The organism is Sphingopyxis sp. (assembly GCF_050916055.1).
Classification (GTDB): domain Bacteria; phylum Pseudomonadota; class Alphaproteobacteria; order Sphingomonadales; family Sphingomonadaceae; genus Sphingopyxis.
In genome coordinates this window covers 749,363-771,866 of record NZ_CP051527.1, presented here as the reverse complement: position 1 = coordinate 771,866, position 22,504 = coordinate 749,363, and the positions used below count along the sequence as shown (strand labels likewise).

Genomic DNA, 22,504 nt, shown 5'->3' with positions numbered 1-22,504 from the left:
GCGATAGGTTTCGCGGCATGTTTTTCGGCTTCCTCGACGAGCTCCGCGCCGCGGGCATTCCCGCCAGCCTGAAAGAGCATCTGATGCTGCTGGAGGCGCTCGACCGCGAGGTGATCGACCGCAGCCCCGAGCAATTCTATTATCTGTCGCGCGCCATCTATGTGAAGGACGAGGGCCTGCTCGACCGCTTCGACCAGGTGTTCAACAAGGTCTTCAAGGGCATCATCTCCGACTATGGCCAGAACCCGGTCGACGTCCCCGCCGACTGGCTGAAGGCGGTGGCCGAGAAATTCCTGACGCCCGAGGAAATGGCGGCGATCGAATCGCTCGGCGACTGGGACAAGATCATGGAGACGCTGAAGGAGCGGCTCGAAGAACAGCAGAAGCGCCACGAGGGCGGCAGCAAGTGGATCGGCACCGGCGGCACCAGCCCCTTTGGCAATTCGGGCTATAATCCCGAGGGTGTGCGGATCGGCGGCGAAAGCAAGCACAAGCGCGCGCTGAAAGTGTGGGAAAAGCGCGAGTTCGCCAATCTCGACAACACCAAGGAACTCGGCACCCGCAACATCAAGATCGCGCTCCGCCGTCTGCGCAAATTCGCGCGCGAAGGCGCCGCGGACGAACTCGACATTCCGGGCACCATTGATGGGACGGCCCGCCAGGGCTGGCTCGACATCCAGATGCGCCCCGAGCGGCGCAACGCGGTCAAGCTGCTGCTGTTCCTCGACGTCGGCGGCTCGATGGACCCGTTCATCAAGCTGTGCGAAGAATTGTTCAGCGCCGCGACGAGCGAATTCAAGAATCTCGAATTCTTCTATTTCCACAACTGCCCCTATGAAGGGGTGTGGAAAGACAACCGGCGGCGCTGGTCCGAACGCCACCAGATGTGGGACATCCTCCACAAATATGGCCATGATTATAAGCTGATCTTCGTCGGCGACGCGTCGATGAGCGCTTATGAAATCACCCATCCGGGCGGCAGCGTCGAACATTTCAACGAGGAATCGGGCGCGGTCTGGCTGCAGCGGATGACGCGCATCTATCCCGCCGCGGTGTGGCTGAACCCCATCCCGGAGGCGCATTGGGGCTACACCCAGTCGGTGAAGCTGATCAAACAGCTGATGAACGACCGCATGTACCCGCTGACCCTCGACGGGCTCGACAAGGCGACGCGCGAGCTGACGCGCAAGCATTGACGGCTGCGGCCAACTTAGGCCGTGACGATTTCAGGCCGATCCCCTAATCCCATTCGTGTCGAGCGTAGTCGAGACACCCATCGGTAGCGCGCGGCATCGGGGTGTCTCGACTTCGCTCGACACGAACGGATTTCATAAGTTCCGATAGGCGCCCCCATGATCGACCTCCCCCTCGTCACCATCCTGCTGCTCACCGGCTTCATCAACCTGATCGGCGCGCTTGCTTATGCGGCGCGGATCGCCGGGGTGCGGACGCGGCGGATTGCGATGTCGTTCGCGCTGTTCAACATCCTCGTCTTGTTTTCGCGCACGTCGAACAGCTTCCTCGGCCCCTTCCTCGCCAAACGGATCGAAACGCGGCTGCACGACGGCAGCGGCGCGTCGCTGTTCGTCGACATGCAACTCGTCCTCGCCGCGGCCAGCGTCGCGACGCTGATCGGCATCCTGCTGGTGCCCACCGGACAGCGCATGTTCGCCGCCGCGATCGGCTGGTATCAGACCAACCGGTCGACGACGAAGCTGGCGGTGAAGGCGGTGAGCCCCAGCGGGCTACGCACGCTCGGCCGCTCGCTGACCCTGCCCAGCTTCGCGCACCTCAAAAGCTGGAAAATGCCGAAGGGGATCGGCTGGGGCGTGCTGATCGCCAATTGCCTCGCGCAATCGTTGCTCGCCGTCGGCGTCGTCGCATCACTCTATGCCGGCTATCTCGCGCCCGAGTTCCGCGTCACCGCATCACAGCTGTCGGCGCTGATCAACGGCTTCGCGACGATCCTGCTGTTCGCCTTCATCGACCCGCAACTGTCGGTGATGACCGATGACGCGGTCGAGGGCAAAGTCGACGAGGCCGAGTTCCGCCGCGCGATCACCTTCATTTCGTTGAGCCGCCTTGCCGGCACCATCCTCGCGCAGGCGCTGCTGCTCCCCGCGGCGCTGCTGATCGCGTGGGTCGCCGTCTATGTCTGACCGTCCGGACGCAGCGGGGCGAGGCCAGTCGCGCTTCCATGCCGTCCGGATGCGGCTGGAGGCAATGGCGATCGTCCCCGGACCGCGCGGCTGGTTCCTCGAATTTCTCGTCTTCGGCTTCAAACAGGGGTGGGCGTGCCTGTTCGGCGCCCTGATGCTGGCGCTTCTGCTCGGCACCCATCTGTTCTGGCCCGACGATGCGCCGCTCCACCGCTATGACGCGATCACCATCGGCGCGGTGCTGATCCAGCTCGCCATGCTCGCCTTCCGGCTCGAAACGCCACGGGAAGCGCTCGTCATCCTGATCTTTCACATCGTCGGCACGGTGATGGAATTGTTCAAGACCGCGGCGGGATCGTGGCAATATCCCGAGGCAAGTCTGCTCCATATCGGCGCGGTGCCGCTGTTCTCGGGCTTCATGTACGCTGCGGTCGGCAGCTATATCGCGCGCGTCTGGCGCATCTTCGACTTTCGCTACTCGAGCTATCCGCCGGTCTGGACCAGCTATGCGCTCGCCGCCGCGATCTACGTCAATTTCTTCGCGCATCACTGGCTGTACGACATCCGCTGGTTCCTGTTCGCGGCGACCGCCCTGCTCTTCTGGCGCTGCCAGGTGTGGTTCCGCCCGCTCCACGTCCATCGCCGCATGCCCTTGCTCGTCGGCTGGGCGCTGGTCGCGCTGTTCATATGGTTCGCCGAAAATATTGGCACCTTCGCCCGCGCCTGGACCTATCCCAGCCAGGACGACGGCTGGCACATGGTCGGGTTCGAAAAGCTCGGCAGTTGGTATCTGCTAATGATCATCTCGTTCGTCCTGGTGAGTTTGGTGCAGCGGCCGAGGGGGCCGGACACAGCCCCCTGACCCGTTCGCCCTGAGCTTGTCGAAGGGCTGTTCTTTCTTTGCACGTCGCCAAGGAAAGGACGGTGCTTCGACAAGCTCAGCACAAACGGGTTTTGCCGGGTCCGTTGCTGGCTACCCAAACGGCTGATCGATCGACGGCGGCGGCTCGCTGAACCATTGCGGCCCGCTGTCGGTCATGTGGAAACAATCCTCCAGCCGGATCCCGAACTCGCCCGGAACATAGATGCCCGGTTCGTTCGAAAAACACATGCCCGGCGCCAGCTTCGTCGTCTCGCCGCGCACCAGGTTGACCGGTTCGTGCCCGTCGAGGCCGATGCCGTGGCCGGTGCGGTGCGAGGTGCCGGGCAGCTTATAGTCGGGACCCCAACCGAGACCCGCGTAATAGCTGCGCACCGCATCGTCGACCGCGCCCGCCGGCGCCCCGAGCTTCGCCGCGGCGAAGGCGACGTCCTGCCCCTTGCGCATCTGATCCCACACCTGCCGCTGCCGCGCGCTCGCCTTGCCGTAAACGAAGCTGCGCGAGATGTCGGATTGATAGCCGTGCACGGTGGCGCCGCAATCCATCAGCACGATCTCGCCATCGCGCACCGCCTGCGGCTTGCCCGACCCGTGCGGATAGGCGCTCGCCTCGCCAAGCAGGATCAGTTCGAACTCGCTCTTGCCGCCCAGCGCGGCGGTTGCCCCTGCCATGATCGCGCCGATCTGTGCCGGGGTCATCCCCGCCGCGATCCGCGGCGCGGTGTGGCGATAGGCGGCGAGCGTGATGTCGCTGGCGACCTGCATCAATGCGATTTCGGCCGCCGACTTGTGCATCCGGCACCCGCGCACGACCGGTGCACCATTGACGACAGTTGCCTCTGGCATCGCCTTTTCCAGCCCGTCGACCGCGAAATAGCGCACGGTTTCCTCGACCCCGATCCGGCCCTTGATCAACCCGCGCTGGCCCAGCCACGCCGCCACCGCGGCGAGCGGATTCTCATCCTCGTTCCACGTCAGCACCTCGGCCTCGACGCCGAGCGATTCGCGCACCGACGGTTCCTCGAAGAAGGGCGTGACGATCGCAACCTCGCCCTCGCGCGTCAGCACCGCGGCGGTCAGCCGCTCGCTGCGCCACCATTGCACCCCGGTAAAATAGATCAGACTCGACCCCGGCTCGATCAGCAGCGCGCCGATGTCGTTCGCCGCCATCAGTTCCTTCGCCTTGGCGATCCGCGCGAGGCGCTCGGCCGGGCCGATGGGAACCGACTTGGCCGCCAGATTGGGCAGACCCGCGGTATCGGCCGTCCAAGCGGGCAGCGGCAGCGTCGCAGCCAACCCGCTAAGCGCCGCCGTGCCGAGAAATTGCCTGCGCTGCATCATCTTTCGCCTTCCGCGCTCAGTAGATCAGGAGGTCCGCAATTTTTTCGCGCCATGCCGCTTCATCGGGCAAAGCCAGCGCATCAAGATCGCCCGCCACCGCGTCCGCATCGTCGACCCACGCGCGCAGACCCGGCCCGCCGTTAATCACATCGATCGCCAGCACATCGTCGGTATATTCATATTTGAAATCCTTGCCGCGCCAGATCGGATAGTCGGGGTAGAGCGACCGGATCGCCTTGAACCCCACCGCCTGGACGCGCCACGGCTGGAACGCCGCATCGTCGTACCACGGCCCCTCGGCATGGATATGGACGCCGCAGCTAAGCTGTCCGACATGCTTGTGAAAGGTCGGTTGGAAGCAGACGTCGCGCAGCTTGCACCCCGTCAGCCACCGCGGCGCCAGCCGCTGCATCTCGGCGATCACCGCCTTGGCGTCGATGTCGGGCGCGCCGAACAGTTCGAGCGGGTGCGTCGTTCCCCGGCCCTCGCTCAGCGTCGAGCCTTCGACCATCACCGTCCCAGCATAGGCGCGCGCCATATTGACGTTCGCGGCATTGGGGCTGGGGTTGATCCACACGCGGTCGGTCGGCCAGCCATGGCCGGGCGAAGTGTGGGGAGCCCACCCCTCCATTTCGATTACACGATATTCGACGTCGAGATCGAAGTGGCGAATGAACCAGCCCCCCATCTCGCCCATGGTCAGCCCGTGGCGCATCACCATCGGCGCCGCGCCAACGAAGCTTTCCCAGCCGGGCAGAAGCAGCGTTCCCTCGACCGGCCGCCCCGCCGGATTCGGCCGGTCGAGCACCCACACTGCCTTGCCATGCTCCGCTGCGGCCTCGAGCATATAGAGCAATGTAGTGACATAGGTGTAAATGCGGCAGCCGAGATCCTGCAGATCGATCAGCACCACATCGAACGTGTGCATCGACTGCCCGGTCGGGCGCCGCACTTCGCCATAAAGGCTGAACACCGGCACGCCATAGACCGGATCGGTGAAGTCGGGCGACTCCATCATATTGTCCTGCAGGTCGCCGCGCACGCCGTGCTGCGGCCCGAACACCGCGGTGACATTCACCCCCGCCGCGACCAGCGCGTCAAGGCTGTGGGTCAGGTCGGCGGTGACCGAGGCGGGATGCGCCAGCAGCGCGACGCGCCGGCCCTCGAGCGGTTTGAGGAGGGCCGGATCGGCGAGCAGGCGGTCGATACCAAATTGAACGGTCATGCCGGGTCGGGTGCCCCAAGCGTCACCGCAAAGCAATCGGGATGATGGAAATCGGGCGGGCCGGGCGGGTGCACGAGCGCCCAATAGCTTTTGGTGCCGTCGAGCTCTTCGATGACGGCGGACAGCGCCAGCTTCGATCCGGTATCGGGAAAGATCCCCGGTTCGACGCGCAGCGCATATTGCCGCTCGCCGCGTTCGGCGACCATGTCCCATGGCGCCAGTTCGTCGGGGTGCAGCAGCGACCGATAATCGTCGAACTGGTAACAGGCCCAGCGGCCATCGGGGGCATAGTTGAATTCGGTATAGTCGGGCTGCCCCTCTTCGGTCAGGAACGCCTCGAAACAGGTGCCGTGCCACAATCCGTCGGTCGCGCTGTCGGCGATGACGAGCTGGCCGTCACCCGGCGGCAGCACGATGTCGCCGACCGCGCCTTCGACGATATAGCGCAGCGCGAACCCGTCGTCGAACGACAGCCCCACCTCGACCGCGACCGAGCGCACGGTTCGCGCCGGGGTGTCGGGGTGGCAGACCAGCGCTTTGCGAATGCTATCCAAAACTCCAACCCCATGCTAAGCGCGCCCCGCTTGAAAAGAAGGCGCCATGACGAACCACAAATCCGACCTGCTGCGCGTCCTCGATCAACGAGGCTATATCCACCAGATGACCGACGCGGAAGGGCTCGATGCCCTGGCCGCGGCGCAGGTCGTCCCCGGATATATCGGTTTCGACGCAACCGCGCCCAGCCTGCACGTCGGCAGCCTCGTCCAGATCATGATGCTGCGCCGCCTGCAACAGACGGGGCACAAGCCGATCGTGCTGATGGGCGGCGGGACGACGCGGATCGGCGATCCCACCGGACGCGACGAAAGCCGCAAGATGCTGTCCGACGAAACCATCGCCGCCAACATCGCATCGATTTTCAGCATCTTTCAGCGCTTCCTGAGCTTCGGCGACGGCCCGACCGATGCCGTGATGGTCGACAATCAGGACTGGCTGGGCCAGCTCGGCTACATCGAACTGCTCCAGGAAGTCGGCACTCATTTTACGATCAACCGCATGATGACCTTCGATTCGGTCAAGTTGCGGCTCGAACGCGAACAGCCGATGACCTTCCTCGAATTCAACTACATGATCCTTCAGGGTTACGACTTCCGGCACCTGTCGAAGGACATGGGCGTGCGCCTGCAAATGGGCGGGTCGGACCAGTGGGGCAATATCGTCAACGGCATGGAGCTCGGCCGCCGCATGGACGGCGCCGACCTCTATGGCCTGACGACTCCGCTGCTCACCACCGCCGCGGGCGTCAAAATGGGCAAGACCGCCGCCGGGGCGGTGTGGCTTAATCCCGAGCAACTGTCCCATTTTGACTATTGGCAGTTCTGGCGCAATTGCGACGACCGCGACGTCGGCCGCTTCCTGAAGCTGTTCACCGACCTGCCGCTCGACGAGATCGCCCGGCTCGAAGCGCTGGGCGGCGCCGAGATCAACGCGGCGAAGAAAATCCTCGCCGACGCCGCGACCGCGCTGTGCCGCGGCGAAGAGGCGGCACGCACCGCTTCGGACACCGCCGCGCAAACCTTTGAAAAGGGTCAGATAGGTGGCGACCTGCCGCAAGTCGTCGCCCCCGCCGACGGCATCGGCATCGTCGATGCGCTCCGCGACCTCGGCTTCGTGGCGTCGAACAAGGAGGCGCGCCGCAAGCTCGACGAGGGCGCGGTGAAGGTGGACGGCGTCGTCGTTCGCGACCCCGCGACCCGCGTCATCCCCGCCGCCGCGCCGGTTCCGGTCAGCCTCGGCAGCAAGAAACACGGCCTCGTCACCCGCTGACCCGGCCAAACAGCGTTTACCGATTCTTCAGCAATCGGCCCGATCCTGCACCACAAGGCCAGCAAGGTTTGAAGTTTATGCGCAAGATCGACCTCAAAAAGGCCCATTATGTCGGGCTCGACCAGCGGATAGCGCCGCGTAGCGACGTCTATAGTCGGCTGCCCTTCGTGCTGCCCGACGGGCGGCAGGAAATGTGCACCTGCGTCAACATCAGTGCCGACGGCCTGCTGATGCGCTACGAACGCGGGCTCGAAATCGGCGACCTCGTCGTCTTCCGCATGCCGATCATCGGCCGCGCCGCGGCGAAAGTCGTCTGGTCGCTCGGCGGCAAGACCGGCGTCCAGTTCGAAAAGACGATCTCGGTCGAGGATTATCTGCCGATGATCCGCGCCATGGGAGCCAGAGGCGACCTCAACTAGAGACGCGCGCCAGAGCGACCTCAACTAACCACTCCGCAGCAACGGCACCGCCGCATCGCGCTCGAACAGATAGAGGCACAGCCGCACCGCCGCGCCGCGCGGCCCCTCGACCCCGCCGTCGCGTTCGACGAACAGCCGCGCATCGTCGTGCGCCACCGGCAACAGCCGCACCAGCTGTTCGGGCGTCGCCAGCCCATAGTCGGCGTCGCCCGACTGCTTGAGCCCCAGCAGTTCGCCGCCGCCGCGCAGTTCCAGATCCTTCTCGGCAATCACGAAACCGTCGTTGGTTTCGCGCATCAGCGCTAGCCGTTCGCGCGCGGTCTCCGACAAATTCTGCGAGCGCAGCAGCAGGCACACCGACTTCGCCGTCCCGCGCCCCACCCGCCCGCGCAGCTGGTGGAGCTGCGCGAGTCCGAAATTCTCGGCATGCTCGACGATCATCAGGCTGGCGGCGGGCACATCGACCCCGACCTCGATCACCGTCGTTGCGACCAGCACGCCGATCTCGCCCGCCTGAAAGCGCGCCATCACCGCATCCTTGTCGGGCCCCTTCATCCGGCCGTGGACCAGCCCGACGCGGGCCGCGCCCAGCCGCTCGCGCAGCAGCGCCGCACGCCCCTCCGCCGCCGCCAGCTCGCTCGCCTCGCTCTCGGCGACGAGCGGGCACACCCAATAGGCTTGCGCGCCGGTCGCCAGATGCCGCTCCAGTCCGCCGACCACCTCGTCGAGCCGGTCGACCGAAACGACGCGGGTGTCGACAGGGGTGCGCCCCGGCGGCATCTCGTCGAGCCGCGACACGTCCATCTCGCCATGATTGGCGAGCAGCAGCGTGCGCGGGATCGGCGTCGCGGTCATCACCAGGAGGTGCGGCGGCCGCGCTGCCTTGTCGGTGAGCATCAACCGCTGCGCGACGCCAAAGCGATGCTGCTCGTCGACGACGACCAGCGCCAGGTCGCGATAGCGCACCGCCTCCTGGAAAATCGCATGGGTGCCGACCAACAGGTCGATGCTGCCGTCGGCCAGCCCCATCAGCGTCGATTCGCGCCCCCGTCCCTTGTCGCGCCCGGTCAGGATCGCGATGTTGACGGGCAAACCCGCGAGCATCGCTTGCAGCGTCGCATGATGCTGGCGCGCCAGAATCTCGGTCGGCGCCAGCAGCGCCGCCTGGGTCCCGGCCTCGACCGCCGCCAGCATCGCGCGCAGCGCGACCAGCGTCTTGCCCGACCCGACGTCACCCTGCAGCATCCGCAGCATCGGCACATCCTGCGCCATGTCGCCTGCGATCTCGCGGCCGACGCGCGCTTGCGCCCCGGTCAGCCCGAACGGCAGCCGCAGCGCCCCGGTCAGCCGCCCGTCGCCGACGATCGCTCGCCCCTTGCGGTTGCGCAGCCCCTCGCGGATCAGCATCAGCGCGACCTGGCTCGCGAAGATCTCGTCATAGGCGAGCCGGTCGCGCGCCGCGGCGTCGTGCGGGCTGGCGTGCGCGCGCGTCAGCGCCTCGCGCCACGCCGGCCAGTCGCGGCTGGCCAGCAGCGGCGCGTCGATCCACTCGGCGAGTTCGGGCCGCCGCTCGAGCGCGATCTCGACCAATTGCGACAGCCGCGCATTGGTCAGCCCCTCGGTCAGCGGATAGACCGCCTCGCTCGTCGCGATGGCAGGGTCGCCGGGTTCGCCGACATGGTCGGGATGGACGATCTGGCGCATCTCGCCATAGGTATCGAGTCGACCCGACACCTGCCGCGGCTCGCCGAGTGGAAACAGCTTTTTCGCCAGCCCCGCGGTGCGCCCGAAATAAACGAGGCGGACATGGTCGCCCGCGCTGTCGAACGCCTCGACCCCGAACGGCGCGCGCGGCGACCGGCCCGATCTGTAATCCTGCGCGGTCAGCGTCACGATGATCTGCTGCCCGACCTGCGCATCGTCGAGCCGGTCGGCGGGGTAACGCTGGACCAGTCCGGTCGGCAGGTGGAACAATATATCGACGACACGCTCCAGCCCCAGCCGCGCCAGCGGCTTGGCCAGCTGCGGCCCGACGCCTTTCAGGTCGGTGAGCGCGGCAAAGAGCGGATTGAGGATTTCGGGTCGCATGGCTGCGGATTGTGTAGCGCTGACCGCGCAAAGTTACACCCCCTCTCCCCCTGCGGGAGAGGGCAGCGAGACTTACGAGCTTGCTCGTTAGTCGCAGCGGGTGAGGGGTTGCGCTTGCAAAGCAAGCGCGCGCTCGCCATGCGAGCGCTCACCCTCATCCAACTTCGCCTAGCCGCAAAGCGGCAAGGCTCCGTATCCTTCTCCCGTCAAGGGAGAAGGGAAAGAGAAACTGATGACCGACCGCCTCAAACGCCTGAAATTCCGCGCCTGGCATCGCGGCACGCGCGAGGCCGACTATATGATCGGCGGGTTTTTCGACCGCTATGCCGCAACATGGGGCGAGGACGAGATCGCCTGGTACGAGATCGTCGTCGAGGAAGACGATGTCGACATCATGGCGTGGGCGCTCGGCACCGGCCAGCCGCCCGCACATCTTAACCGGCCCGAGATGATCGCCGCGATGCGGCGGCTGGACTATATCCCGCTGCCATGACCATCCCAGCCGCCGATATCATTGCCGCCATCGGGTCGGCGACCACCCCGCTGACGCTCGCGCGCGCCGCCGACGGGTTCCTGCCGCTGCTGCTCGCCGATCTGGCGCGCGCCAGCGGCACGCGCCTCGTCTATGTCGCGACCGACGACACCGCGATGCAGGCGATCGCCGACGCCGCGCCTTTCTTTGCGCCCGACCTCATCGTCCACCGCTTTCCGGCGTGGGACTGCCTGCCCTACGACCGCGCCGGCCCATCGATGCGCGTCAGCGCCGACCGGCTGGCGACGCTGTCGGCGTTGCAGGCGCCAGCGAAACGCGGCGAGCTGGTGCTCACCACCGTCGCGGCAATCACCCAGCGCACGCTCACCCCCTTCCGCATCCGCCAGCTCGCGACGACGCTTGCTGCGGGGCAGCGGATCGACCGCGACGCGCTTGCCGAACTGCTGGTGGCGAACGGCTTTTCCCGCGTCGACACCGTCGCCGATCAGGGCGAGTTCGCGGTGCGCGGCGGCATCCTCGACCTGTTCCCCGCGGGCGAGGAGACGGGGCTGCGCGTCGATTTCTTCGGCGACGAGATCGAAAGCATCCGCCGCTTCGACCCCGCCGACCAGCGCAGCCTCGGCCCCGCCAAGGCCCTGCAACTGCTCCCCGCCGCCGAAACGCTGCTCGATCAGGACACGATCAAGCGCTTTCGCTCCAGCTACCGCGAAATCTTCGGCGCGCAGGCGACCGGTGACCCGCTGTACCAGGCGGTCAGCGAAGGACGGCGGCAGGCCGGCATGGACCATTGGCTGCCCTTGTTCGAGGAGCGGCTGGCGACGTTGTTCGACCATATCGATCCGGCGACCCCGGTGCTGCGCGGCCACCGCAGCGAAGCGACCGCCGAGACGCGCTTTGCCGCGATCGCCGATTATCACGCCAACCGCGTCGCGGCCGAAAAGGAATCGACCGGCAGCTATCGCCCGCTGGCGCCCGAGACGCTGTATCTGACCGAGGGTGAATGGGCAGGCGCGGCCACGAGCCGCCCGATCCACATCGTCACCCCGTTCGACGTCGCCCCCTCGCCGACCGTCATCGACCTCGAAACCTTTGCCGCGCGCGATTTCACCCCCGAACGCGCCGCCGACCTCAATATCTACGACAAGGTCGCCGATCATCTCAGCGACGAACGGCGCAAGGGGCGGCGCACGATCATCGCCAGCTACTCGGCCGGCGCGCGCGATCGCCTGTCGGGCTTACTGCGCGAGCATGGCGTGACCGGGCTGGCGCAGGTTGATACGTGGCAGGAGGCTTTGGGCCTCACCACCGTCCCCAACCCCATTCGTGTCGAGCGAAGTCGAGACGCCCCGCAGGACAGCGCTACGCCGTCGGGTGTCTCGACTTCGCTCGACACGAACGGCAACAAAGGGTTGAGCGATACGGGCAACGTCGCCCTCATCGTCCTCCCCCTCGATCACGGCTTCGCCAGCGACGCGATCAGCCTGCTCACCGAACAGGACATTCTCGGCGAACGCCTCGTCCGCCGCCAGAAACGCCGCAAGAGCGCCGACGCCTTCCTCGCCGAACTCGCGACGCTCAGCGTCGGCGATCTCGTCGTCCATCTCGACCATGGCATCGGGCGCTACGAAGGGCTGACCTCGATCCCGGTCGGCAACAGCCCGCACGATTGCGTCGCGCTCACTTACGCTGGCGGCGACAAGCTGTACGTCCCGGTCGAAAATCTCGACGTCCTGTCGCGTTACGGCGGCGAGAGCGACGGCGTCGCACTCGACCGGCTCGGCGGCGAAGCGTGGCAGCGCCGCAAGGCGCGGATGAAGGAACGCATCCGCGAGATCGCCGGCGAACTGCTCGCGACCGCGGCGCTGCGCGCGCTGCGCTCGGGCGAACTGCTGGCGCAGGATGCCGCCTACCCCGCCTTCGCCGACCGCTTTCCCTATCAGGAAACCGACGATCAGGACCGCGCCATCGGCGATGTGCTCGCGGATATGGCGTCGGGCAAGCCGATGGACCGGCTCGTCTGCGGCGACGTCGGCTTCGGCAAGACCGAGGTCGCGCTGCGCGCCGCGTTCGTTGCGGCGATGGCGGGGGTGCAGGTCGCGGTGGTCGTGCCGACGACCTTGCTCGCACGCCAGCATTTCACCAATTTCGTCGAGCGTTTCAAAGGCTTCCCGGTCAACATCGGCCGCCTGTCGCGCCTCGTCCCGGCCGGCGAAGCGCAAAAGACCCGCGACGGGCTCGAAAGCGGCCATATCGACATCGTCGTCGGCACCCATGCGGTGATCGCCAAATCGGTTGCGTTCAAGAACCTCGGCCTCGTCATCGTCGACGAAGAACAGCGCTTTGGCGTCGTTCACAAGGAGCGGCTGAAGCAGCTCAAGGCGGACGTCCACGTCCTGACCCTGACCGCGACGCCGATCCCGCGCACGCTGCAGATGGCGATGTCTGGCTTACGCGAACTCAGCGTCATCCAGACCCCGCCGGTCGATCGCCTCGCGGTGCGCACGTACGTCGCGCCGTGGGATCCCGTCGTTCTGCGCGAAGCGCTGCTGCGCGAACATGACCGCGGCGGGCAGAGCTTCTTCGTCGTGCCGCGGATCAAGGATCTGCCAGATATCGAGGAATTTTTGCGTAATCGGGTGCCCGAAATCAAATATGTCGTCGCCCACGGCCAGATGACCCCGACCGAGGTCGAGGACCGGATGAGCGCCTTTTACGACCGCAAATATGACGTGCTGCTGTCGACGACGATCGTCGAAAGCGGGCTCGACATCCCGAGCGCCAACACGCTGATCATTCACCGCGCCGACCGCTTCGGGCTCGCCCAGCTCTACCAGCTGCGCGGTCGCGTCGGACGCGCCAAGACTCGCGCCTATGCCTACCTCACCACCCCCGAACATGGCGCGATCACCGACACCGCCGAAAAGCGGCTGAAACTGCTCGGCGATCTCGACACGCTGGGCGCGGGGTTCCAGCTCGCCAGCCACGACCTCGACATCCGCGGCGCGGGCAACCTCGTCGGCGACGAACAATCGGGGCATATCCGCGAGGTCGGGTTCGAGCTGTATCAATCGATGCTCGAAGAGGCGATCCTGATGGCCAAGGCCGAGGGTGCCGGCAAGCTGCCGCCGCGCGAAGCCTTGTCACCAACGATCACCGTCGACGCGCCGATCCTGATCCCCGAGGATTATGTCCCCGACCTGCCGCTGCGCATGGCGCTCTATCGCCGCCTCAACGACGCCGAAGACCGCGCCGCGCTCGACGACTTTGCCGCCGAGATGATCGACCGGTTCGGCCCCTTGCCGCCCGAAACCGCCAACCTGATCCAGCTGATGGAAATCAAGGCCAACGCCCGCATCGCCGGCATCGCCAAGCTCGACGTCGGCACCAAGGGCGCGCTCGTCAGCTTCCACAGCGACCAGTTCGCCAACGTCCCCGGCCTGATCGCCTATGTCGAACGGCTGAAAGGCCGCGCGCGTATCCGCCCCGACAATAAATTGTCGATCAGCGGCGACTGGCTGAGCACCGGCGCCCGCCTGAACGGCGCGTTGCAATTGTCGAAGGGGTTGGGGAAATTGGCAAAGCAGGTGTCCTAAACCACGCCCTCCCCTTCAGGGGAGGGCAGCGAGACTTGGCAGCTTGCTGCCTAGTCGCAGCGGGTGGGGGCCATCGGCCTTGGGCAAGGCCGATGGACCCCACCCCAACCCAGTGTCAGGTAAACCGTCCCCCGGACGGTTTACCTGACACTCCTGAAGGGGAGGGGCTTTATTACTCCATCAACCCCGGCAACTGATCCCCCGGCACCGGCCCCGATTTCAGAAATCCCTGCCACGATGCGACGCCCAGTTCCTTCAGCCGCGCCAGCTGGCGTTCGCTCTCGACCCCTTCGGCGACCACCAGCAGGCCCAGCGCCCGCGCCAGGTCGACGATCGCGCGCACCACGATGCGGTCGCGGTCGCTGCCGTCGATGGTGCGGGTGAAGCCGCTGTCGATCTTCAGATAATCGATCGGCAGCCGCGCGAGCAGCGACAGGCTGGAATAGCCGGTGCCGAAATCGTCGATCGCGATCGCCGAGCCGAACGCCCGGATCTGCGCAAGCTGTTCGGCGGCGCTCGCCGGGTCGCTGAGCATCGCCTGTTCGGTCAGCTCCAGCGTCAGCCGGTCGGGATCGACCTTCGCCTTTTTGGCCATCGCGGCAAAGCGGTCGGCGAAGTCGGGATCACCAAGGTCGGCGGCGGTGATGTTGAGCGACACGCGCAGCCCCGCCAGCCGCTTCGGCCAGGCGGCGATTTCGGTCAGCGCGACGCGGTGGGCATGTTCGGTCAGCTCGCGCTCGAGCCGCGCGGCGCGCGCCGCGGTGACCAGCGGGCCGGCACCGAGCAGGCCCAGCTCGGGATGCTGCCAGCGCAGCAGCGCCTCGACCCCGGTCATCGCGCCGCTCGCGACGTCATATTGCGGCTGGTAGTGGATCACCACCTCGCCGGCCGCCAGCGCGCCCTTGACCATCACCCCGTCGCGTGCCGACGCGGGGCGCGCCAATTGGTCGCTCGCCTCGCGCAGCTGCTCCTCGACCGGCTCGTCGCGGGTGATCAGCGCCGCGGCAATCCGCACCGCCAGCCGCCCGTGCGGGTCGCCGACCATCGGCTCGGCCAGCGCGACATGCAGTGCACGCTCCTGCGCTCGCAGCGCCCCCAAAGAAAGCGGCACCGCCGGAACGATGAGGAAGCGCGGGCCGCCTAGCCGATCGACGCAGCTGCCGCGCCCGAACTCGTCGCTGGCGAAATTTTCGAGGCGGCGCGCCATTTCGTCGAGCACCGCATCGCCGGCTGCTGTCCCGGCGCTGTTGTTGATCCGCGCGAGCTGGTCGACCTGCACCAGGATCACGCCGGCATCGGCGTCGTGCCGCCCTTGCAAAGCTTCGAGTTTGCGGGCGCAGGCGGTCAGCGATTCGGGCAGGCGATTCATTGTCAGGGCCATAGCAGGCATTGCTTGCCAATCCCCTGCCTTTTGCATCACAATCGCTGCCATGAATGCGCCCGCGCCCGCTGCGACCCCGATGACCGATGGCCTTGGCCGCCGGATCGATTATCTGCGCCTGTCGGTGACCGATCGCTGTGACCTGCGCTGTCGCTATTGCATGGCCGAGGACATGACTTTCCTGCCCAAATCGGCGGTCCTCAGCATCGAAGAGATGGCCGAACTGGCCGAGCGCTTCGTTGCGCGCGGCATCCGCCGTATCCGCCTGACCGGCGGCGAACCGCTGGTCCGCCGCGGCATCGAGACGCTGGCAAAGCGGCTTGGCGCGCTGATCGGACATGGCCTCGACGAACTGACGCTCACCACCAATGGCATGCGGCTCGCCGAATATGCGCCGATGCTAGCCGCCGTCGGAGTACGGCGGATCAACGTCAGCCTGGATACGCTCGACCGCGCCGCCTTTCGTCACATCACCCGGGTCGGCGATCTTGATGTCGCACGCGGCGGCATCGCCGCGGCGCGCGCGGCGGGCCTCGCGGTCAAGGTCAACATGGTCGCGCTCGCCGGGTTCAACGAGGATCAGTTGCTGCCGATGCTCGATTATTGTGCCAGCGTCGGCGCCGATCTCACGCTCATCGAAACCATGCCACTCGGCGAGATCGCCGAAGACCGCAGCGATCACTACATCCCGCTCCACCACTTCGTCGCGCCGCTGCGCGAGCAGCGCGCGATCTTTCCGGTCGATCAACGCACCGGCGGTCCGGCGCGGTATTTCGCGGTCGAGGACAGTCCGGTGACGCTGGGCCTGATCACCCCGCTCAGCGACAATTTCTGCGCGACGTGCAACCGCATCCGCTTGACCGTCGAGGGCCGTATTTACATGTGTCTGGGCAGCGACGATCATGTCGACCTGCGCGCGGCGCTGCGCGACGGCGGCGCGGGCGCGGTAGATGGGTTGATCGACCGTGCATTGGCTGGCAAACCCCGCGCGCATGACTTTCGCATCGAACGGGAGTCGGGACCGGCGGTCGCGCGTCACATGAGTGCTACGGGCGGCTAGACGCTGCCTGCGGGGGGAACCGGACCAATATGCAACGCAAGATCGCGCTCATCGCATCGAACGCGCCTGCGGCCGAAGAGGCCGAGGCCGAACTGCGGCCACTGTATGATTTCGTCGATCTCGGCGAGGCCGACCTGCTGATCGCGCTCGGGGGCGACGGTTTCCTGCTCCACATGCTGCACCAGCTGCTCGACCAGCGGCGCAGCCTGCCGGTGTTCGGGATGAACCGCGGCACCATCGGTTTCCTGATGAACGAATTTCGCGTCGAAGGGCTGATCGACCGGATCGCTGCGGCGCGCCCGTTCCTGATCCACCCGCTGGCGGGCGATATCACCACAACGAGCGGCGAGCGCCACATCCTGCCCGCTATCAACGAAATATCGCTGCTGCGCGAAACGCGCCAGGCCGCCAAGCTGGAAGTGATGATCAACGAGCGCACCATGCTCGAGGAACTGGCGTGCGACGGGGTGCTCGTCTCGACCCCTGCCGGATCGACCGCTTACAACCTCAGCGCCAACGGCCCGATCCTGCCGCTCGATTCGGCGATGCTCGCGCTCACCCCGATCAGCCCGTTCCGCCCGCGCCGCTGGCGCGGCGCGCTCGTCCCCGAATCGACGAGTATCCGCTTCAATGTCCGCGAGGCGGCAAAACGCCCGGTCAGCGCGGTCGCCGACCAGCGCGAGATCCGCGATGTGAAGACGGTGCTCGTCACCACCGACCGTAGCCGGCCGCTGACTTTGCTGTTCGATCCTGACCAGGGGTTGGACGAACGCATCGCGATGGAACAATTTATCGTTTGAGGCCTTGCAAAATCCGGCGCGCGGCGGCAAAGGGACCGCCTTGTCCGCCGCGGCGGCGTGTTCCTCGGTAGCTCAGTGGTAGAGCAATCGACTGTTAATCGATCGGTCGTAGGTTCGAATCCTACCCGGGGAGCCATTCTTTTCCAGACGCACGAAAGCCTACGCCAAAGCACCCTAGCTTTGTACGGTATTCGCCAGCCTTCGCGCCCCTACTCCGGAGCGGCGATGAAAAGAGCCAATACTCTTACAACAGAGTAAAATATCGTAGGCTGCCCCGACACTGCCAAGGGAAAAAAGGCCTTCTCGTAGGCTGGCGTAGAAATACAAACTACAGCGTTTCCAGGCGCAATTGCGGGTTCAGCAGCGTAGTCCTGCTCCCTCCCCACTACGCTGGCGCACCCTTGTGAACCAACAAACCGATGAGCGACCATCTGTGTCTGGCCGACTGCGGTCAGACTGCTTTCCAGCGCGCCTTCGACTTGCAGGCATTCGACATTTGATCCTCTCGCTGCAAGCGAGCAGCTCTAACCTCCTGCCGAGGCTTCGGCATACCGACGTCCGCCCTTCGTGCGGACGTCGGGCCATGTCGTCAGACGGTTCGAACGGTTCCGCCGTCGATGATGAATTCGGCGGCGTGGATTGCGGCGGCGCGATCCGACGCCAGATAGGCTATGAGATCGGCGACCTCATAGGGCTCCGCGCCACGCCCGATCGGGATCCCGCCCAAACCGCCGAGGACGGCTTGGCGGGCCTCTTCGATCGTGCCGCCATTGGCCGCCTGAAGCCGCTCCAGGAAGTCAGCGGTCGACTCGGTCATGATCCAGCCGGGGGAGACGGCGTTGACCCGCACGCCCTTCGGCCCCAACTCCTTGGATATGGACTTGCTGTAGGTCCGGAGCGCGGCCTTGGCGGCGGCGTAGCCGGTGGTTGAATCCGGGAGCGGCAGGATCGACTGGATGGAAGTAACGTGCACCACCGTCCCGGAGCCTTGTTCGATCATATGCGGGACGAGAAGGCGATCGAGGCGGACGGTGGCGAGGAGGTTCAGGTTCAGCTCGGCGAGCCAGTGATTGTCGGTCAACGCGGCAAAGCCGCCCCCCGGCGAGGACGAGCCGCCGATGACATGGGCAATGATGTCCACGCCGCCCATATGTGCCAGCGTCGCGGCAGCCAGCATTTCGCCTCCCTCGGCCGTCGTCAGGTCTGCCCGCACGAACTCGGCACCGGCAACCGGCTCGGGGTTGCCGCGGGCGGCTGTGATGACGCGGGCACCACCCGCCAGGAAGCGTTCGACGGTGGCGCGGCCCACTCCCTTCGTGCCGCCACTGACGACCACGCGCTTGCCTGCAAACTCGGTCGGATCAGCCTGCATGCTCATAGCGTGATCTCCAGCGTCTTGATCGCGTCGTTTTCGAGCGTGAAGGCATAGGTGAAGCGGATCGGGCTGCCCTTGAAGTCGCCATGGGCGGGGCCTTCGACCACGACCTGACCCTTTTCCTGACGGGCGCCATCGGGCGTAAAGATCGCCTTTACCGCCACGACCTCTTGCTCGAACAAGGTTCTGAGTTCGGCTTGCCCTTCAAGACGGCGTCCGATGTCGAAGAGGACCGCATCGGCCGCAAAGGGTTTCAACATGGCATCCACATCGAGCCGGGCGTTGGCCTCGATATAATCGGTGATCGGCTTGGGTAACGCTTTGACGACCGTTTCCGCATCGCGGCGGTCATCGGCTGGGCTATCGGTTTGCATGACAAGTCTCCTTCGGTTTGGCTTGCCTCCATCATAAGGGTCGGCCACTATTCTAGGAAGTGGGCCAATCTTGGATGATGCAGTGAAGGATTCGGGATAATGTCGCGATTGGGGCTTCGAGATTTCGACGCAGTGCTCGCGGTCGCGCGGCGCAGTTCCTTCCGGCAAGCTGCGATCGAACTCGGCATGTCGACGACCGCGCTCAGCCATATGATCGCAAGGATCGAAGCGGAACTGGGCGTGCGCCTGTTCAACCGGACGACGCGGAGCGTGGCGCTGACCGATGCGGGAAGGATTTTCGTCGATCGCCTTGGGCCCTCGCTTCAGGACGTGCGCGAAGCCATAGAGATCGTCCGCGAACGCCGCGCGACGCCTACGGGGACGCTGCGCATCAATGCGCCGCCCTTCGCCGCGCGCTCGTCGGCCTTCACCGCACTTCTCCTGGAATATTCCCGCCGCTACCCGGACATGCATGTCGACCTGGTGACCGAAGGGCAGCTTCGCGACATCGTCGCCGAAGGTTTCGATCTCGGCGTTCGCGTCGCTTCCCTCATCCCTTCCGACATGATCGCGCTGTCACTTGGCGAGTCCCAGCGCTTCGCCGTGGTTGCTTCACCGGACTATCTGGCCGAGCGCCCCCGTCCGCTTGTGCCGACCGATCTTCCTGGTCACGTCTGCATCCGCGTCCGCTTGCCCGATGGCTCGCTTTACCGCTGGCATTTCGAGAAAGGCGGCGACACGGCTCAGGTCGAGGTGAGCGGTCCCATGACGTTCGACGAACTCGCGGTCTCGCGCGGGGCGGTGCTGGCGGGCTTCGGTATCGGCTTCTTCTTCGAACAGGACGTAATTGCTGACATCAAGGACGGAAGTCTCGTCCGCTTGCTCGAGGATTGGACCCCGCCTTTCCCCGGCCTTAGCCTCTATTATCCGGGCCGAAGGCATCCCTCGGCTGGTCTTGCAGCTTTTCTGGCATTGGCCCGCGAGCATGCTTCCGCGACGTTGGGCAGCAAGTGAAGCCCAGCACGAGCGCAAATTCAGCATTTCCGTTACATATCACCGGCCATTTCTTGAGCTGCTCGATCGAGTCGCTTTCAACCACCGATCTTCAACAATCATCAACGGCGGTTTATCGACTGTCCGATTCCAGACCCAAAACGCATCGAGCAGACATTCGATCTCACCATTGGCGATCAAAACGACGTAGCCGCTGCAACTTTGGCGAAAAAAGCGCCTCTCTTGATCGTCGAATAGTGCCAGCTTCTCGTCGTCAGGCGATATTCCACGCGCGAGCGTAACAATGACGGGATGGTCAGAGTTTGGTTGCAAGGCAGCCTTCGTCGGCGCCGCACGTAATATCCGCACACTCCTCGCGCGAAAGACCATTCATGACCAAGATTATCGCGCCGCGAAACGGCACAGCCTTTCCCCTGCTCCGCGGCGAGACGCTGCGAGTGATTGATCCCGAGGGCGGACAGGTCAGCGACATGCTGGCCTTCATGCGGGGCGACGTTCGCGAGGTCGTGTCGAATGGAAGGACCTTCGACTATGAAGAAACGATCCGGCTCACGACCGGCAACCGCCTGTGGTCGAACCGGTCCAATCCGATGCTCGAGATCGTCGAAGACAATGTCGGCACGCACGATTTCCTGCTGACCCCGTGCAGCGAGGCGACCTTTCGCCATTTTTACAAGGACAAGCCCGTGCATCGCGGCTGCTTCGGCAATCTGGCCGAGGCGCTGGCACCCTATGGTATCGCCGAGGACGATATTCCCGTCGCGTTCAACATCTTCATGAGCGTTCCGGTCGACGTTAAAGGTAAGCTCAAGGTGCTGCCGCCGCCGACTGCGCCCGGCGATTTCATTCGCTTTCGCGCGCTCGACGACCTGATTATCGGGCTGACCGCCTGTTCGGCCTACGACAGCTGCGGCGGCACCTTCAAACCGATCCATTATCAAATCGAGGGCTAGCGGAACCTTGGCGAACCGGGCGCAACTTGGTCAGCGCCGCGATGCCTGTCGCCCCTTCCCTACGACACCCTTCGCCCCCAAGCGCCGCACATTGGTTGCGACTTGGCGGTGCACCGGCGCGAGTCCGGCCGCGCCCAGCTTGGCGGTCGCCTCGAGCGACTGCAGCAGTAGCGCGGCGCTGCGTTCGCCGAGGTCGCTGGCCTCGGACACCGTCGGCAACCGGCCGCGCATCGTCATGGTGCCAAGGTGCTGAAATGCCTCATCCAGGCCGTCTGACTATCCCACCAGACGGTTGCCGCGGCGGCACCAGCGCGCGACAGCGTGTCGATCTTTTCGGAGATCATCCGGCCAAGCTCGGCATGATCCGCCGTCAACGGCGATTGCATCGCCTCGCCAATGATCGCGCCGCGTGCCGCTACCACCTTGGTCGCGCCGCCAAAGGTTTCGGCGGCATGGACGCTCGTGGTGTGCAGGGATGCACCCGCTGCGAGCATGCGGTTCCACTGGGCAAATGCGTCAAACATCGGTCACCGCCTGCTGGCGTTGCGCGACCACTGCGGCGTCGATCAGGCTTTGCCCGGTCCCGGCCGCGGCCTCTGGCGTCATAGTCGTTGCAACGCCGTCGGGACCGTCAAGGATGACGAACCCGCCTTCGGCGGTCGCGACACCCGGCAGGGTTTCGGGCTGGAGCTGGTCGGAGGAATCTCTCATGATCTTGGCCTTTGCACGGAGGGGAGTTGGCTATCGTCGGCGATATACAGATAGGCAGGGTTGAACTGCGCACGCGCAGCCAGCGCCGCTGGGTCGAGGATCTCGACCAGTGACGCGCGAAACAGGCAGAGCTGCTCCTCGCGCAACTGACGCATGACGCGGTTCACATGGACGGTTGTCAGCCCGCAGATTTCGGCGAGGTCCGCCTGCGTCAGCGCGAGCGCAAAACGGCGGCCATCGCTGAGACCCGCCGAGAAGAGCCGCGCATTGGTCTCGCACAGAAAATGCGCGACGCGGCCCGTGGCATCAAGGCGGCCAAGCCGGAACAACCACGCCCGGTGAATCGCCGCGTCAAGCAAGGTTGCAAACCACAGCTTGCGGAGGAGCTGCGGCATCTCCTCGGCGATCGCTTCGATCGCGGCATGCGGTACGGTTGCGACCGTGGCGGTCGTCAGCGTCGCGACATCATGGTCGAGGACCTTGAGCGGAAAAGCGTGGAGATCGAGAAAGTCGCCGGGAAAATGGATTGCCACCAATTGGCGGAGCCCGTTCCGGTCGTCGAGATAACGCGACATGATGCCCTCAAGCAGCAAGGTGCTGTTGGTCAGCGGTTCACCAGCCCTTGCAATGATCTTGCGCGGGCCGAAGGTTTTTACCTCACTGATCGCGGCCTCGATCCGGGCGCGTTCCTTCGCGTCGAGGCTCGCGCCGCGTTTGTCTCTCAAAAAGCGTTCGGTAAACATGTGTCTAAGGATCCTTGCTCGGGCAAAAACGCGGTGCATCAGCGATTTTCCGTGCATATTCCTAACGG

The 22,504-nt window shown here is 65.3% G+C and carries 22 protein-coding genes and 1 tRNA gene; 12 read left to right on the top strand and 11 right to left on the bottom strand.

All coding sequences use genetic code 11. The features are described from left to right. Nucleotides 1-17 precede the first annotated feature (17 nt). From HEQ22_RS03825 to HEQ22_RS03815, 3 genes are all read left to right on the top strand, one after another. Complete coding sequence (locus HEQ22_RS03825; RefSeq protein ID WP_432769876.1) at nt 18-1,196, top strand: vWA domain-containing protein; 1,179 nt, start codon at nt 18-20, stop codon at nt 1,194-1,196. A gap of 156 nt (nt 1,197-1,352) precedes the next feature. Further along, nucleotides 1,353-2,159 carry a lipid II flippase Amj family protein gene (locus tag HEQ22_RS03820; RefSeq protein ID WP_432769875.1) on the top strand — a complete coding sequence of 269 codons (807 nt, stop codon included), beginning with the start codon at nt 1,353-1,355 and terminating at the stop codon, nt 2,157-2,159. Continuing rightward, nucleotides 2,152-3,021, top strand: coding sequence for a DUF817 domain-containing protein (locus HEQ22_RS03815; protein ID WP_432769874.1), 870 nt, complete (start codon nt 2,152-2,154; stop codon nt 3,019-3,021). The genes HEQ22_RS03820 and HEQ22_RS03815 overlap by 8 nt, the downstream gene beginning before the upstream one ends. 111 nt (nt 3,022-3,132) lie before the next feature. On the opposite strand, the gene HEQ22_RS03810 is transcribed toward HEQ22_RS03815, so the two are convergent. The 3 genes from HEQ22_RS03810 to HEQ22_RS03800 are packed head-to-tail and all read right to left on the bottom strand — an operon-like array spanning nt 3,133 to nt 6,159. After that, the gene (locus HEQ22_RS03810) at nt 3,133-4,377 is read right to left on the bottom strand and encodes a M24 family metallopeptidase (protein ID WP_432770935.1); all 1,245 of its coding nucleotides are present in this window, start codon (nt 4,375-4,377) and stop codon (nt 3,133-3,135) included. 19 nt (nt 4,378-4,396) lie between these two features. Continuing rightward, complete coding sequence (locus HEQ22_RS03805; RefSeq protein ID WP_432769873.1) at nt 4,397-5,605, bottom strand: exo-beta-N-acetylmuramidase NamZ family protein; 1,209 nt, start codon at nt 5,603-5,605, stop codon at nt 4,397-4,399. Beyond that, nucleotides 5,602-6,159 carry a DOMON-like domain-containing protein gene (locus tag HEQ22_RS03800; protein WP_432769872.1) on the bottom strand — a complete coding sequence of 186 codons (558 nt, stop codon included), beginning with the start codon at nt 6,157-6,159 and terminating at the stop codon, nt 5,602-5,604. The genes HEQ22_RS03805 and HEQ22_RS03800 overlap by 4 nt, the downstream gene beginning before the upstream one ends. 46 nt (nt 6,160-6,205) lie before the next feature. Here HEQ22_RS03800 and tyrS point away from each other — a divergent pair, with 46 nt between their 5' ends. Together tyrS and HEQ22_RS03790 are read left to right on the top strand one after the other, a co-directional pair. Next, nucleotides 6,206-7,432 carry a tyrosine--tRNA ligase gene (gene tyrS, locus HEQ22_RS03795; RefSeq protein ID WP_432769871.1) on the top strand — a complete coding sequence of 409 codons (1,227 nt, stop codon included), beginning with the start codon at nt 6,206-6,208 and terminating at the stop codon, nt 7,430-7,432. A 77-nt stretch (nt 7,433-7,509) separates the two neighbouring features. Continuing rightward, on the top strand, nt 7,510-7,851 hold the full coding sequence (locus tag HEQ22_RS03790; protein WP_432769870.1) for a PilZ domain-containing protein: 342 nt from the start codon (nt 7,510-7,512) through the stop codon (nt 7,849-7,851). A 24-nt stretch (nt 7,852-7,875) separates the two neighbouring features. Here HEQ22_RS03790 and recG read toward each other — a convergent pair whose 3' ends face one another. Beyond that, nucleotides 7,876-9,939, bottom strand: coding sequence for an ATP-dependent DNA helicase RecG (gene recG, locus HEQ22_RS03785; protein ID WP_432769869.1), 2,064 nt, complete (start codon nt 9,937-9,939; stop codon nt 7,876-7,878). A gap of 232 nt (nt 9,940-10,171) precedes the next feature. On the opposite strand from recG, the gene HEQ22_RS03780 reads away from it, so the two are divergent. Together HEQ22_RS03780 and mfd are read left to right on the top strand one after the other, a co-directional pair. After that, nucleotides 10,172-10,432, top strand: a complete 261-nt coding sequence (locus HEQ22_RS03780) for a succinate dehydrogenase assembly factor 2 (RefSeq protein ID WP_432769868.1) — start codon at nt 10,172-10,174, stop codon at nt 10,430-10,432. Then, complete coding sequence (mfd, locus tag HEQ22_RS03775) at nt 10,429-14,025, top strand: transcription-repair coupling factor (RefSeq protein WP_432769867.1); 3,597 nt, start codon at nt 10,429-10,431, stop codon at nt 14,023-14,025. The genes HEQ22_RS03780 and mfd overlap by 4 nt, the downstream gene beginning before the upstream one ends. 172 nt (nt 14,026-14,197) lie before the next feature. Here the strand turns inward: mfd and HEQ22_RS03770 are convergent, their stop codons facing one another. Beyond that, entirely contained in the window at nt 14,198-15,406 is a 1,209-nt protein-coding gene (locus HEQ22_RS03770) for a GGDEF domain-containing phosphodiesterase (RefSeq protein ID WP_432769866.1), read from the bottom strand. A gap of 49 nt (nt 15,407-15,455) precedes the next feature. Here HEQ22_RS03770 and moaA point away from each other — a divergent pair, with 49 nt between their 5' ends. From moaA to HEQ22_RS03755, 3 genes are all read left to right on the top strand, one after another. Beyond that, entirely contained in the window at nt 15,456-16,466 is a 1,011-nt protein-coding gene (gene moaA / locus HEQ22_RS03765; protein ID WP_432769865.1) for a GTP 3',8-cyclase MoaA, read from the top strand. A gap of 29 nt (nt 16,467-16,495) precedes the next feature. Continuing rightward, on the top strand, nt 16,496-17,266 hold the full coding sequence (locus tag HEQ22_RS03760) for an NAD kinase (protein ID WP_432769864.1): 771 nt from the start codon (nt 16,496-16,498) through the stop codon (nt 17,264-17,266). A gap of 61 nt (nt 17,267-17,327) precedes the next feature. Further along, nucleotides 17,328-17,402 (top strand) — tRNA-Asn (locus tag HEQ22_RS03755). Nucleotides 17,403-17,855: 453 nt separating this feature from the next. Here the strand turns inward: HEQ22_RS03755 and HEQ22_RS03750 are convergent. Both HEQ22_RS03750 and HEQ22_RS03745 read right to left on the bottom strand, forming a co-directional pair. Further along, complete coding sequence (locus tag HEQ22_RS03750; RefSeq protein ID WP_432769863.1) at nt 17,856-18,644, bottom strand: SDR family oxidoreductase; 789 nt, start codon at nt 18,642-18,644, stop codon at nt 17,856-17,858. After that, nucleotides 18,641-19,015, bottom strand: coding sequence for a nuclear transport factor 2 family protein (locus tag HEQ22_RS03745; protein ID WP_432769862.1), 375 nt, complete (start codon nt 19,013-19,015; stop codon nt 18,641-18,643). The genes HEQ22_RS03750 and HEQ22_RS03745 overlap by 4 nt, the downstream gene beginning before the upstream one ends. Before the next feature lie 99 nt (nt 19,016-19,114). Here HEQ22_RS03745 and HEQ22_RS03740 point away from each other — a divergent pair, with 99 nt between their 5' ends. Both HEQ22_RS03740 and HEQ22_RS03735 read left to right on the top strand, forming a co-directional pair. Continuing rightward, the gene (locus tag HEQ22_RS03740) at nt 19,115-20,029 is read left to right on the top strand and encodes a LysR family transcriptional regulator (RefSeq protein WP_432769861.1); all 915 of its coding nucleotides are present in this window, start codon (nt 19,115-19,117) and stop codon (nt 20,027-20,029) included. 371 nt (nt 20,030-20,400) lie between these two features. Then, the gene (locus HEQ22_RS03735) at nt 20,401-20,982 is read left to right on the top strand and encodes a DUF1989 domain-containing protein (protein WP_432769860.1); all 582 of its coding nucleotides are present in this window, start codon (nt 20,401-20,403) and stop codon (nt 20,980-20,982) included. Nucleotides 20,983-21,012: 30 nt separating this feature from the next. Here the strand turns inward: HEQ22_RS03735 and HEQ22_RS03730 are convergent, their stop codons facing one another. The 4 genes from HEQ22_RS03730 to HEQ22_RS03715 are packed head-to-tail and all read right to left on the bottom strand — an operon-like array spanning nt 21,013 to nt 22,436. Then, nucleotides 21,013-21,219, bottom strand: coding sequence for a hypothetical protein (locus tag HEQ22_RS03730; protein ID WP_432769859.1), 207 nt, complete (start codon nt 21,217-21,219; stop codon nt 21,013-21,015). Continuing rightward, nucleotides 21,216-21,506: a hypothetical protein gene (locus HEQ22_RS03725; RefSeq protein ID WP_432769858.1), complete on the bottom strand. Its 291-nt coding sequence runs from the start codon at nt 21,504-21,506 to the stop codon at nt 21,216-21,218. The genes HEQ22_RS03730 and HEQ22_RS03725 overlap by 4 nt, the downstream gene beginning before the upstream one ends. Next, a complete protein-coding gene (locus HEQ22_RS03720) occupies nt 21,499-21,693 on the bottom strand; it encodes a hypothetical protein (protein WP_432769857.1) in 195 nt (64 codons plus the stop codon). Before HEQ22_RS03720 ends, HEQ22_RS03725 begins: the two co-directional genes overlap by 8 nt. After that, on the bottom strand, nt 21,690-22,436 hold the full coding sequence (locus HEQ22_RS03715) for a Crp/Fnr family transcriptional regulator (RefSeq protein WP_432769856.1): 747 nt from the start codon (nt 22,434-22,436) through the stop codon (nt 21,690-21,692). Before HEQ22_RS03715 ends, HEQ22_RS03720 begins: the two co-directional genes overlap by 4 nt. Between the last annotated feature and the right edge of the window lie 68 nt (nt 22,437-22,504).

What these genes read in the sequence shown, in the direction of transcription:
- HEQ22_RS03825 (WP_432769876.1), top strand. Translation starts at nt 18, where the DNA reads ATGTTTTTCGGCTTCCTCGACGAGCTCCGCGCCGCGGGCATTCCCGCC.
- HEQ22_RS03820 (WP_432769875.1), top strand. Translation starts at nt 1,353, where the DNA reads ATGATCGACCTCCCCCTCGTCACCATCCTGCTGCTCACCGGCTTCATC.
- HEQ22_RS03815 (WP_432769874.1), top strand. Translation starts at nt 2,152, where the DNA reads ATGTCTGACCGTCCGGACGCAGCGGGGCGAGGCCAGTCGCGCTTCCAT.
- HEQ22_RS03810 (WP_432770935.1), bottom strand. Translation starts at nt 4,377, where the DNA reads ATGCAGCGCAGGCAATTTCTCGGCACGGCGGCGCTTAGCGGGTTGGCT.
- HEQ22_RS03805 (WP_432769873.1), bottom strand. Translation starts at nt 5,605, where the DNA reads ATGACCGTTCAATTTGGTATCGACCGCCTGCTCGCCGATCCGGCCCTC.
- tyrS (WP_432769871.1), top strand. Translation starts at nt 6,206, where the DNA reads ATGACGAACCACAAATCCGACCTGCTGCGCGTCCTCGATCAACGAGGC.
- HEQ22_RS03790 (WP_432769870.1), top strand. Translation starts at nt 7,510, where the DNA reads ATGCGCAAGATCGACCTCAAAAAGGCCCATTATGTCGGGCTCGACCAG.
- recG (WP_432769869.1), bottom strand. Translation starts at nt 9,939, where the DNA reads ATGCGACCCGAAATCCTCAATCCGCTCTTTGCCGCGCTCACCGACCTG.
- HEQ22_RS03780 (WP_432769868.1), top strand. Translation starts at nt 10,172, where the DNA reads ATGACCGACCGCCTCAAACGCCTGAAATTCCGCGCCTGGCATCGCGGC.
- mfd (WP_432769867.1), top strand. Translation starts at nt 10,429, where the DNA reads ATGACCATCCCAGCCGCCGATATCATTGCCGCCATCGGGTCGGCGACC.
- HEQ22_RS03770 (WP_432769866.1), bottom strand. Translation starts at nt 15,406, where the DNA reads ATGGCCCTGACAATGAATCGCCTGCCCGAATCGCTGACCGCCTGCGCC.
- moaA (WP_432769865.1), top strand. Translation starts at nt 15,456, where the DNA reads ATGAATGCGCCCGCGCCCGCTGCGACCCCGATGACCGATGGCCTTGGC.
- HEQ22_RS03760 (WP_432769864.1), top strand. Translation starts at nt 16,496, where the DNA reads ATGCAACGCAAGATCGCGCTCATCGCATCGAACGCGCCTGCGGCCGAA.
- HEQ22_RS03750 (WP_432769863.1), bottom strand. Translation starts at nt 18,644, where the DNA reads ATGAGCATGCAGGCTGATCCGACCGAGTTTGCAGGCAAGCGCGTGGTC.
- HEQ22_RS03745 (WP_432769862.1), bottom strand. Translation starts at nt 19,015, where the DNA reads ATGCAAACCGATAGCCCAGCCGATGACCGCCGCGATGCGGAAACGGTC.
- HEQ22_RS03740 (WP_432769861.1), top strand. Translation starts at nt 19,115, where the DNA reads ATGTCGCGATTGGGGCTTCGAGATTTCGACGCAGTGCTCGCGGTCGCG.
- HEQ22_RS03735 (WP_432769860.1), top strand. Translation starts at nt 20,401, where the DNA reads ATGACCAAGATTATCGCGCCGCGAAACGGCACAGCCTTTCCCCTGCTC.
- HEQ22_RS03730 (WP_432769859.1), bottom strand. Translation starts at nt 21,219, where the DNA reads ATGACGATGCGCGGCCGGTTGCCGACGGTGTCCGAGGCCAGCGACCTC.
- HEQ22_RS03725 (WP_432769858.1), bottom strand. Translation starts at nt 21,506, where the DNA reads ATGTTTGACGCATTTGCCCAGTGGAACCGCATGCTCGCAGCGGGTGCA.
- HEQ22_RS03720 (WP_432769857.1), bottom strand. Translation starts at nt 21,693, where the DNA reads ATGAGAGATTCCTCCGACCAGCTCCAGCCCGAAACCCTGCCGGGTGTC.
- HEQ22_RS03715 (WP_432769856.1), bottom strand. Translation starts at nt 22,436, where the DNA reads ATGTTTACCGAACGCTTTTTGAGAGACAAACGCGGCGCGAGCCTCGAC.